This is a genomic window from Anaeromyxobacter sp. SG66, assembly GCF_022690805.1.
Lineage (GTDB): Bacteria > Myxococcota > Myxococcia > Myxococcales > Anaeromyxobacteraceae > Anaeromyxobacter > Anaeromyxobacter soli.
In genome coordinates this window covers 69800-80166 of the sequence record NZ_JALCZC010000006.1, presented here as the reverse complement: position 1 = coordinate 80166, position 10367 = coordinate 69800, and the positions used below count along the sequence as shown (strand labels likewise).

Below are 10367 nucleotides of genomic sequence, written 5' to 3'. Positions count from 1 at the left end.
CCCCCCCCCGCCGGCCCCCCGCCGCCCCCCCCCCCCCCGGGGCGCCCCCGCGACGGCTCCCCGCCGGGAGGGGGCGCTGCCCCCTCCCCACGCTGCGCGTGGGGCCCCTCCCCCGGGTACGCGGTCGTTCCGATAAATGCGGACGATCGTGAGCGATGGGCGCAGCGCTTACCGGCTTACGGCGGCTTTCGCCCGCTCGGCCGCTCGGTCCAGCCCGCTCCACCTGGCGCTGGCGCGGGCCTTCCTCGGCTGCGCAGCTTGAGAGACACGAGCGCCGCGGGCGTGAGGGGGGGAGCATGCGAGACCGGATCGCGTGGCCGGAGCTGCCGCTGTCGCGCTGGAGCGACACGCGCGCGACGCTGCACATGTGGACGCAGGTCATCGGCAAGGTGCGCCTCGCGTCCACGCCGCTCGTGAACCACTGGTGGAACGTGCCGCTCTATCCGACGGCGCGCGGGCTCACGACCTCGCTCATGTTCCACGGCGCGACCGGCTTCGAGATCTCGCTCGATCTCCTCGACCACCAGCTCGAGGTCGCGACGAGCGACGGGACCTTCGGCGCGATGCCGCTCGTGGCGCAGCCGGTGTCGCGCTTCCACGCGCGGCTCATGGGGATGCTCCGCGACCTCGCCATCGACGTGCCCATCCGCACGATGCCGGTGGAGGTGCCCGACCCCGTCCCGTTCGACAAGGACGACCTCCACGCCTCGTACGATCCGGAGTTTGCGCAGCGCTTCTGGCGCGTGCTCCTCGCGACGACCCGGGTCCTGTGCGACTTCCGCGCGCGCTTCCTCGGCAAGGCGAGCCCGGTGCACTTCTTCTGGGGGAGCTTCGACCTCGCGGTCACGCTCTTCTCCGGCCGGCGCGCGCCGGAGCGTCCCGGCGCGGACTGGATCACGCGCGAGGCCTACTCGCACGAGGTGATGTCGTTCGGCTTCTGGCCGGGCGGTGGCGGGTTCGAGGACGCGGCGTTCTACGCGTACGCGGCGCCGGAGCCGCCGGGCTTCGCCTCCGCGCCCGTCCGTCCGCGCGAGGCCCGCTACGACCAGGGGCTGCACGAGTTCCTGCTGCCCTACGCGGCGGTCTGCGCCGACGCCGATCCGGACGCGCGGCTCCGGGAATTCCTCGAGACCACCTACGAGGCCGGGGCGGAGCTCGGAGGCTGGGATCGCGCCGCGCTCGAGCGCGGCGCGCCCGCGGAGGCGGCCGCGCCGGCTTACGGCGAGACCTCCGGCGCCCCGCCGCCGGTCCACTGACCCCCCGGCGGGCGTTGAGGCCTGCTCGCCCGCCGGCAATGGGAGTGCCCGGATCGCGGACCGGCACGTGGAGGAGCCATGAAAGAGACGCACACCTGGAACGACCGGCTCGAGGTCGGGCACGAGGCGATGGATCACGACCACCACCTGCAGATCGGGCTGGTGAGCGCGTTCGTGGACTCCCTCGAGCAGGGCCGCCCGTGGATGGCGCGGCGCCTCGCCGATCAGCTCCTCGCTTACAGCGTGGCGCACTTCGGCAGCGAGGAGCTGCTCATGGAGGGCAGCGCGTTTCCCGAGCGCGACGCCCACGCGGGCGAGCACGGCGCGTTCCTCGAGCAGATGCGCGAGCTGCAGCGCGCGTTCGCGAGCGGGGACGAGCAGCTCGCCACGACCGCGGCGCTCGACCTCCGGACCGCCCTCGCGGCGCACATGAACGACGCCGATCGGCGGCTCGCGGCGCACGTCGCGCCGCACACGCACGGCTGACGGACCTCCGTCGCGTCCCAGCGCGGCGAGCGCTCGCCCGTCTCCCCGTGGCCCGGAAGCGTCGTTCTCGACGCAAGGAATTGCGGCTGTGCGCCGGCGGTTCGACACCTCGGTCTCTCCGGAGGTGTTCGTGGCCACGTTCCTCGCCGTGCTGATCGCCGTCTCGCTCGCCGTGCTGGTCGCTGCACTCGCCAAGCTGACCCGCCCGTCCGGGCCGGCACGGCTGCCTGCGCGCGTGACGGTGCCTGCCCGCGCCGGCCGCCTGCGCCGCCGTCGCTGACGGCGAGCCCAGCCGACGGTGCGCGCGCGACCCTCTCCCGGTCGGCGCCGCTCCGGTGAACGCGCATTCATGTCGTGGCGCGTGGTCGCTTCGCGCGCCCCGTCGCCTCTCCCGCCAGCGCGCGTCCCTCGACCGTGGGATGCCGCGGGCCCTCGGTTCACTCTCCGTTCTGTGCGCGGCGAGACCCAGGCCACCCACTTGAACGGGTTCGCAGCGGGTCCGGGGCGAACGGGGTAGACACCGTAGGTGAAGGGTGGGGCGCTGCGTCCGGCGGCGAGGCGGGGAGCCGCCCGCGCGCACGGGCGCGAGCCGCGGCGTTTGGGGCGCGCGAGCGCTCGCCAGGCTCGGGCGGCGGCTCCGCGCGGGCGGGACGTCCGCCCTCCCGCCGCGTCTCCGTCGCGCCCATCGTTCGGGGAGGGGGACGCCACCATGACGCGTCGAGAGTTCCTGGAGCTGTCCGCGGCCATGACCCTCGCGCCGCTCGCCGCGTGCGGCGGTCGGTCGGCACAGGGCGGGACGCATGACGCCGTCCCGGCGGCCGGCGGGTCGCCGCTCCCGCAGCGGAAGCTCGGGCGCACGGGCGTGGCGGTCTCGCTCGTCGGGCTGGGCGGCTTCCACATGGGGATGCAGGCGACGGAGGAGGAGAGCCTCCGCATCGTCCGCACCGCGGTGGACGGCGGCATCACCTTCCTCGACAACTGCTGGGACTACAACGACGGCGAGAGCGAGCGGCGGATGGGGAAGGCGCTGCAGGGCGGTTACCGCGAGAAGGTCTTCCTCATGTCGAAGATCGACGGCCGCGACGCGGCGACGGCGGCGCGGCAGATCGACGAGTCGCTCCAGCGCCTGCGCACGGACCACCTGGACCTCATGCAGATCCACGAGGTCATCCGCCCCACCGATCCCGCGCGCTGCTTCGCGGCGGGTGGCGCCATCGAGGCGCTCGTCGCCGCCCGGCAGGCCGGCAAGCTCCGCTACATCGGCTTCACCGGGCACAAGTCGCCTCGCTGGCACCTCGAGATGCTGCGCGAGGCCGACGCGCACGGCTTCCGGTTCGACACGGTGCAGCTGCCCCTCAACGTCCTCGACGCGCACCACGACAGCTTCGAGAAGAACGTCCTCCCGGTGCTCCTCGAGAAGGACATCGGCGTCATCGGCATGAAGCCGATGGCGGACGCCCGCATCGTGAAGCAGGGGATCGCCTCGGCGGAGGAGTGCCTCGGCTACGCGATGAGTCTCCCCGCGAGCGTGGTCGTCACCGGCTGCGATACCGTCGAGCGTGTCGAGCAGGCGCTGCGCGTCGCGCGGGGCTTCCAGCCGCTCGCCGTGGATCGCATGAACGCGCTGCTCGCCCGCTCCGCCGCGGCGGGGCAGGACGGCGCGAACGAGCTCTACAAGACGACCGAGGAGTACGACGGGACGACGCAGAACCCGCAGTGGCTCGGGTAGGGCGACCCTCACCTCCGCCCGGCGCGAGCCTCCCGCGCGAGCGCGATCCGATCGAGCAGCGCCGCGAGCCGCACCCCGGCCTTCTGGAGCTGCGCCTCCGCCCGCGCCCGCTGCCGGTCCGGGTACGCGTCCGGCAGCACGAGGCTGCGGCCCTCTCGTGGGAGCGGCTCGAGCTCCGCGTACAGCGCCCGCGCGAGCGCATGCGACTCGTTCGCCCACGCGGCGGGCGACGGCTCGGCCGCCGCGCGCGCCGCCTCCGGGCCGCGGACCTCGCGCGCGAGGGCGCGCCCCGCCGCCACCGCGCCGCGGCGGTACAGGATGGGTCGGAGCACGTCCTCGTCCCACACCCGGTGCAGGCTGCGCGGCCTCTTCCCGCCGCGCGTGCGGGTCTCGAGCTCGGTGCCGCCGCGATCGCGACCGTCCGCGTGCAACGGCTGGTGCACGTCCGCGGCGAGGTGGACGAGCCAGCGGAACGCGTCCGCCCTCCGGACGGCCGAGTCTCCGTCGCGGAGCTCTGCGACGGCGCGCTCCATCGCGGCGACGATGCAGGCGTCCCCCGGACAGTCGCGCTCGCGCACGTAGCCGGCGGCGCCGGGAGGGATGTTCACGTAGTGCCAGGGCCGCGTGGCGGGCTCGCGCTGGGCGTCGGCCCATCCGGCGACGCGCGCGTCGGACATGGGCGTCGCGCCGAGGAGCTCTCGCACGAGCCGCCGCGCCGCGGGCGTGAGCCGCTCCTCCGCGACGGCCGCCGCGACGCGGTGGCCCTGCGTGGACCAGGCCGCGGCCGGCGACGGCCCGACGGCGAGCGCGCCGGCGAGGGCGAGGAGCGGGAGCGTGGCGGGGGAGCGGGTCATCTGGCCTCGGCGTCTAGGGGAGAACCTCGAGCCTACCGCTCCCTGCCGACGCGGACCTCGGCTCGCACCGGGTTCGGGGCTTCACACGCGCCCCGCACGCGATACTAGCGCCGCGCGGAGTCGTTGGAACCGAGTGGAACCCGGCGCCGGAGGCGACGAGCGGTCCGGGCCGACCGGACCGCGCCTGCGGTATCGTGCGCGCGATGGATCGCGAGCGCGTGGCGCTGTACGTCGGGACGGTGGCGGCCTACTCGGACATGTACGTGACCCAGCCGATCCTCCCGCTGCTCTCGCGGGAGTTCGGCGTGGGTCCGGCGCGCGCGGGGCTCACCGTCTCGGCGGTCGTCCTCGCCGTCGCCGCCGCCTCGAGCGTGTACGGTCCGCTCTCCGACGCGCTCGGGCGGCGGCGCGTCATGGCGAGCGCGACGGCGCTCCTCTCGCTCGCGACGCTCGCCTGCGCCGCGGCGCCGTCGTTCGGCGCGCTCGTCGGCCTGCGCGCGCTGCAGGGCGCGTTCGTGCCCGGCATGACCGCGGTCTCGGTGGCCTACGCGGGCGACCGGTTCTCCCCCGCGGAGCTCGGACGGGTCGTGGGCGGCATCATCGCCGCGTCGGTCGTGGGCGGGCTCGTCGGGCGCGTCGGGTCGGGCGCCATCGCCGCCCACCTCGGCTGGCGTGCCGCGTTCGTGGCGTTCGCGGCGCTCACCCTCGCCGCCGCGGCGGTGCTCGCTCGCGGGCTCGTGCCGGGCGCGCGCGTCGCCGGGCGCGGGATCGTCGCGGCGTACGCCGGGATGCTGCGGCACCTCCGCGATCCGCGCCTCGTCGGGGCCTACCTCGTCGGCCTCTCGCTCTTCTTCGGCTGGATCGGGATCTTCACCTACCTGCCGTACCACCTGTCCGCCCCGCCGTACGGGCTCTCCACCGCGGCGGTCTCGAGCGTGTACGTCGTGTACGCCGCGGGCGTCGTCGCGTCGCCGCTCGCGGGCAGGCTCTCCGGCCGCGTGCCGCCCCGGCGCCTCATCGGCCTCGGCCTGGCGGGCGAGGCGCTCGGGATGGTGCTCGTGCTCGCGGGGCCCCTGCCGCTCGTGGTGATGGGGCTCGTGGTGCTCGTGCTCGGGACGTTCACCGCCCAGGCGGTCGTGCCCGCGTTCGTGAACGCCTCGGCGCGGACCTCCAAGGGCGGCGCCAGCGCGCTCTACCTCGCCTTCTACTACGCGGGCGGGACGCTCGGCTCGGCGCTCCCCGGGCTCGCCTGGCAGGCCGGGGGCTGGGGCGCGGTGGTGGCGGTCTGCGCCGCCTCGGTCGGCGTCGGGATCGCCGCGAATGCGGCGCTGTGCGGGCGCGCGCCCGCCTGATCCGGCGCGCTCAGCGCGCCGCGCTACTTCAGTAGCTTCACGAAGCCGAGGGCGCGGGACTGGCGCCGCGGGGCGAGGGCCCATCCCCGCCAGCTGCGCGCGACGCTCCGCTCGACGAGCTCGTGGGTCGAGAAGCGACCGGGGCCGGCGGTGAGCAGCGCGGCGGCGATCCCCATGAGCGCGAGGTTGAACTCGAACCCCCCGTTCACGTTGGAGAAGCCCTTCGGCGCGTGCACCTTCGCGACGGCGACCGCCTGCGTGGCGAGGATCGCGAGCGCGCCGAGGCGGGTGCCGATCCCGAGGATCGCGGTCGCGCCGCCGAACACCTCCGCGACGCCGGTGAGCGTCGCCCAGGTGACCCCCGGCTTGATCCCGAGCCCCTCGAACATCTCCCCGGTCTGCTTCGGACCCTCACCTCGCAGCTTCTGCAGGCCGTGGTACAGCATCGTCGCGCCGAGCGTGGCGCGCACCGGGACGAACGCAGCGTCCTTCGCGACAGCGGTCATCGAGCTCACGAGATCTCCCCCCGGGGAAATCTGGTGCCCTGAGCCGGCGCGACAAGGAGCGCGCCGCCTCACGAGCGCCGCCACGCACGGCGGCGCGGCGAGGGCGCGCGGGGCGAGCGCTGGAGGGGCAACGTCACCGGGGCCGGTAGGTCCCGACGCGGACGGCCGCGCGGACCCGCACCGGCTCCGGCAGCGCGGCGATCCGGGCGGCGAGCGCGGCGGCGTCGGCGTGCCACGCGCTCGGGCCCATGCCGACGAGCGTCCGCACCTCCGCATGCTCGAGGGCGAGCTCGCGCGAGGCGAGCACCTCGCCCTGGAGCACGAAGCGCTCCCCCAGGCTCGCCTCGACGCGCTCGGCCTTCTCGGGGTCCACCGCGAGGAGCCCGAGCGCGTCCACGAGCGCGGCGAGGTGCTCGGGCGCGGGCGTGACGACGACGAGCGCGCCGCCCTCGCCGAGCACGCGCCGGAACTCGGGACCGTTGCGCGGCGCGAAGACGTCGAGGACGAGCCGCGCCGCGCCGTCCGCGACGGGCAAACCGCGCCACGTGTCGCACAGCGCGGCCGCGGCCCGGGGGTGGGCGCGCGCCGCGCGGCGGAGCGCCGGCTTCGAGACGTCGAGCGCGAGCCCCGCGGCCTCGGGGAGGGCGTCGAGCACCGCCGCGAGGTGGTGCCCAGTGCCCGCGCCCGCGTCCACCACGAGCCGCGCGGGCCCGGCGCCGCCGGACCACGCCTCGCGCGCCGCCGCGACGAGCGCGTCCGTCACGAACGCGTAGTGTCCCGCGGCGAGGAACGCCGCGCGGGCGGCGATCATCTCGCCCGAGTCGCCTGCGTGCGGGCGGCTGCCGGTGTCGAGGCTCACGTAGCCCTGCCGGGCGAGGTCGAAGCTGTGCCCGGCGGGGCAGCGCAGCGCGCGGCCGCTCCCGGCGGCGACCTCGGCGAGCGGCCCCGCGCAGAGCGGGCAGCGCAGGGCGTTCAGGATCTCGGGGAGCATCGGAGCCCGGCTTAGCACGAACCGGGACCGCGGGTGCCCCGACTCGCCCGCAGGCACGCCTCGCGCCGGCCCGCGCGAGCGTCCGACGCCCTCACGCCCCGAGCTCCTCGACCAGGCGCCGGACGAGCTCGCGCGCGGGCAGCGCGCGCGCCCGCGCGACGCCCTGCCCGGCCCAGAGCGACAGGTGCTCCGGGTCGCCCTGCTGCGCCGCCGCGGCGCGCATCGGACGGGTGAGGGCGTTCTGGAGCGGGTAGGGGAGGATCGCGCCCGGCTCTGCGTCGACGAGGCGCATGAAGGCATTCTCGAGCCCGCGCGCCGGCCGCCCCGAGAACGCGCGCGTGAGCGCGGTCGTGTCGGCGCGCGCGGCGAGGATCGCCCGCTTGTAGGCGGCCGACGCGCCGCACTCCGGCGTCACGAGGAACGCGGTGCCGAGCTGCGCCGCGGCGGCGCCGAGGCGCAGCATCGCCGCGACGTCGCGCCCGTCCATGAGGCCGCCCGAGGCGATCACCGGGACGCGCACGGCGGAGACGCTCTCGGCCACGAGCCGCGCGGTGGGGACGAGCGCCGCCTCGAACGGCCCGGCGAAGGTGCCCCGATGGCCGCCGGCCTCGGCCCCCTGCGCGACGACGGCGTCCACGCCGGCCCGCTCGAGCAGCCGCGCCTCCTCCACCGTGGTGGCGGTCCCCATGGTGAAGACGTCGCGCTCCCGGAGACGCCCGAGGACCTCCGCGGACGGGACGCCGAACGTGAAGCTGAACGCCGCGGGGCGCGCGTCGAGCACCACCGCGAGCTGCGCCTCGAACGTGTCCGCGGGGAGCGCGGGGACCGTGGGCGGGGGGAGGCCGAGGCGCCCGTGGACGCCCGCGAGGAGCTCGAGCATCCGCCGCGCGTCGCCCGCGGCTTTCGCGTCCCACCCGCCGGCGAACAGGTTCACCGCGAAGGGCCTGGACGTCCGCGAGCGGATCTCGCCGATCGCGTCCTCGAGCTGCTCCGGCGAGAGGTACGCCGCGCCGAGGCTCCCGAGCGCGCCGGCCTCCGAGACCTCCGCCACGAGGGTGGTCGTGGGGATGCCTCCGAGCGGCGCCTGGATGATGGGGTGCTCGAAGCCGAGCCGCGCGAGGAGCGCGTTCGCCTGGGCTGCCATGCGGTCTCTCCCTTGCCGAGCGGCGGCCGCCCCTCCGGGCGCGAGCCGAGGTCTCGGGAGGCTCTAGGCCGGAGGAGACGCCGCGGCACAGGCGCGAGGGGGGCGCCCCCGGCGGAGAGTCCGCCATTCATCGAAGCCCAAGTACTCGCGGGACGAGCGGTGGGTGTTTCGACCGACGTCTTCGCGCGCATGGCGGATTCAGGCATCGACGAAGTCGGCGCACGCGCTCTGAGCGGCGACCCGATGAAGGCGGCGAAGGCGGCGAGCCAGGCGGACGTCTCGTCGTGGGCGTGGAACCGGCTGGGCTCGGCGCAGGCGTGAATTCGCGCGAGCGCATGCGAACGACGCGCATCCACAGCTCGCGCCTGCGCACGGACCCGAGCGTCGCGAAAGGTCGCCGCGGTTCACCTTAAGTAACAGCTATCGCCAGCGATAGTTCGCTACGTCGGGCAATTCGCTCGCCCAGAGCGCGGGCGTCCCAGTTGCGGTGGGTGAAACATTTCCCATTGACGCCCTCTCGCCACGAGCGCGCTCGAGCATACGGGCCGGCGCGAAAATGCCGCTCTCGCGCACGCGCCTCGCGCGTGTCACGCGTGGCGATCGCCGAAAGGCATCGACGAGGATGCGCCGAAGAACGCCGCGCAGGCGCGAGCCTGGAGCGTCTCCGGAGCTCCGAAAATCGCGTGCTACGAAGGGTGTACTGGAGGTGCACCTCATGTCTGCGCTCGCCCCTGCTTCACTCGACTCTAACGTCCTCGCCCTCCGCCTGCGCGAGCTCGCCGGAGAGGAACGAAACGTCCAGGTCGACTTCCTCCTGCACCTCGACGAATTCGATCGGCGCCGAGCCTTCGTCGCGGCGGGTCATGCGTCCCTGTGGGCCTACTGTTTGGAGGCCCTCCACCTGCGCGAGGGCGCCGCCGGCCGGCGTATCCAGGCGATGCGCGTGCTGCGCCGCTTCCCGAATCTCGAGGCTCCGCTGCGCGATGGGCGCCTGTGCTTGTCCACCGTGGCGCTCCTCGGCCAGGTGCTCACCGAGGAGAACGTGGGCGACCTCCTAGCTCGCGCAGCCTTCCGGACCCGGGCCGAGGTCGAGCACCTCGTCGCCTCCATCCAGGCGCGCACCGCGCCGCGCGCAGGCCTCCGCAAGCTGGCCGAGCGAGCGCCCGCCGCGGTGAGCGCCCCGCTGCAGCTCCCAGAAGCCGAGCGGGCCGAGACGGCGACCGCGCCCGGCCCTGCGAAGCCGACCCTCGATTCGCCCCTCGACACCGGTCCGCTCCCGGCGCCCCCACCCACTTTCGTGAAGCCGAAGCGAAGGGCCGAGACGCTCGCCGTGTCGGAGAGCCACTGGTCGCTCCGCGTCACGCTCGATCGCGCCTGCAAGGAGGACCTCGAGACGCTCCGATCGCTCCTTTCGCACAAGGTCCCGGACGGCGATCTCGCTGCGGTGCTCCACGAGGCGATCCGCTGCGCCATCGAGAAGCACGGCAAGAGGAAGGGCGCGGTCGCGCCCGAGCGCAAGACGAAGGACGAGGCCAAGGGCGCGAAGGAGCATGCGGCGAAGCCGCCGACGGCGAGGTCCACGATCCCGGCGATAGTGCGCCGCGCGGTGTGGAAGCGCGACGGCGGGCGGTGCGCCTGGGTGGGCTCGGACGGCTGCCGCTGCAACAGTCGCTGGAAGCTCGAGCTCGACCACATCCAACCCGCCGCCCTCGGTGGGCCGACGACGATCGATAATCTTCGGCTCGCCTGCCGACCCCATAATCTTCTTCACGCAGAGAACACCTTCGGGCGCGAGCACATGGATCGCTTCCGCCGCGACGCAAACGCACGGCCGACGCCGCTCTCGCGCGCTGGCGTGGCATCGCTGTATCCCGGGATGCAGCTGGGCATGTGGGCGCCGTGATTCTGCGGGCCGTTCACGGAGCTAGCCGAACCTCCCCTTCCGAACCCGACCCACGTCGGCCCCGTGTCGGTCACCGCTCTTGCCGCCCGAGTGCTCCGAACGGAAGCGTTCTCGGACCGCGCCGGGCCGACCCGTCGATGCCCAAC

At 74.8% G+C, this 10367-nt stretch carries 11 protein-coding genes; 7 read left to right on the top strand and 4 right to left on the bottom strand.

Annotated elements, in window-relative coordinates:
• Positions 1-296: 296 nt before the first annotated feature.
• The 4 genes from MNZ39_RS03845 (at position 297) to MNZ39_RS03830 (ending at position 3471) form a co-directional block, all read left to right on the top strand.
• On the top strand, positions 297-1256 hold the full coding sequence (locus MNZ39_RS03845) for a DUF5996 family protein (RefSeq protein ID WP_242334746.1): 960 nt from the start codon (positions 297-299) through the stop codon (positions 1254-1256).
• Positions 1257-1334: 78 nt separating this feature from the next.
• On the top strand, positions 1335-1742 hold the full coding sequence (locus MNZ39_RS03840; RefSeq protein WP_242334742.1) for a bacteriohemerythrin: 408 nt from the start codon (positions 1335-1337) through the stop codon (positions 1740-1742).
• A 130-nt stretch (positions 1743-1872) separates the two neighbouring features.
• Entirely contained in the window at positions 1873-2022 is a 150-nt protein-coding gene (locus MNZ39_RS03835; RefSeq protein ID WP_242334739.1) for a hypothetical protein, read from the top strand.
• 429 nt (positions 2023-2451) lie between these two features.
• A complete protein-coding gene (locus tag MNZ39_RS03830) occupies positions 2452-3471 on the top strand; it encodes an aldo/keto reductase (protein ID WP_242334735.1) in 1020 nt (339 codons plus the stop codon).
• Between the two features lie 8 nt (positions 3472-3479).
• Here MNZ39_RS03830 and MNZ39_RS03825 read toward each other — a convergent pair whose 3' ends face one another.
• Complete coding sequence (locus MNZ39_RS03825) at positions 3480-4325, bottom strand: S1/P1 nuclease (protein WP_242334732.1); 846 nt, start codon at positions 4323-4325, stop codon at positions 3480-3482.
• Positions 4326-4528: 203 nt separating this feature from the next.
• Between MNZ39_RS03825 and MNZ39_RS03820 the strand changes: the two genes are divergently transcribed.
• Complete coding sequence (locus MNZ39_RS03820; protein ID WP_242334729.1) at positions 4529-5677, top strand: MFS transporter; 1149 nt, start codon at positions 4529-4531, stop codon at positions 5675-5677.
• Between the two features lie 23 nt (positions 5678-5700).
• On the opposite strand, the gene MNZ39_RS03815 is transcribed toward MNZ39_RS03820, so the two are convergent.
• The 3 genes from MNZ39_RS03815 to MNZ39_RS03805 form a co-directional block, all read right to left on the bottom strand.
• A complete protein-coding gene (locus MNZ39_RS03815) occupies positions 5701-6183 on the bottom strand; it encodes a DoxX family protein (RefSeq protein ID WP_242334791.1) in 483 nt (160 codons plus the stop codon).
• A 133-nt stretch (positions 6184-6316) separates the two neighbouring features.
• Complete coding sequence (locus MNZ39_RS03810) at positions 6317-7174, bottom strand: putative RNA methyltransferase (RefSeq protein WP_242334726.1); 858 nt, start codon at positions 7172-7174, stop codon at positions 6317-6319.
• A 91-nt stretch (positions 7175-7265) separates the two neighbouring features.
• Positions 7266-8318 carry a nitronate monooxygenase family protein gene (locus MNZ39_RS03805; protein ID WP_242334723.1) on the bottom strand — a complete coding sequence of 351 codons (1053 nt, stop codon included), beginning with the start codon at positions 8316-8318 and terminating at the stop codon, positions 7266-7268.
• 159 nt (positions 8319-8477) lie between these two features.
• Between MNZ39_RS03805 and MNZ39_RS03800 the strand changes: the two genes are divergently transcribed.
• Positions 8478-8639, top strand: coding sequence for a hypothetical protein (locus MNZ39_RS03800; protein ID WP_242334720.1), 162 nt, complete (start codon positions 8478-8480; stop codon positions 8637-8639).
• A gap of 394 nt (positions 8640-9033) precedes the next feature.
• Positions 9034-10221 (top strand): HNH endonuclease, encoded by a 1188-nt coding sequence (locus tag MNZ39_RS03795; protein WP_242334717.1) that lies wholly within the window; start codon positions 9034-9036, stop codon positions 10219-10221.
• Positions 10222-10367 lie beyond the last annotated feature (146 nt).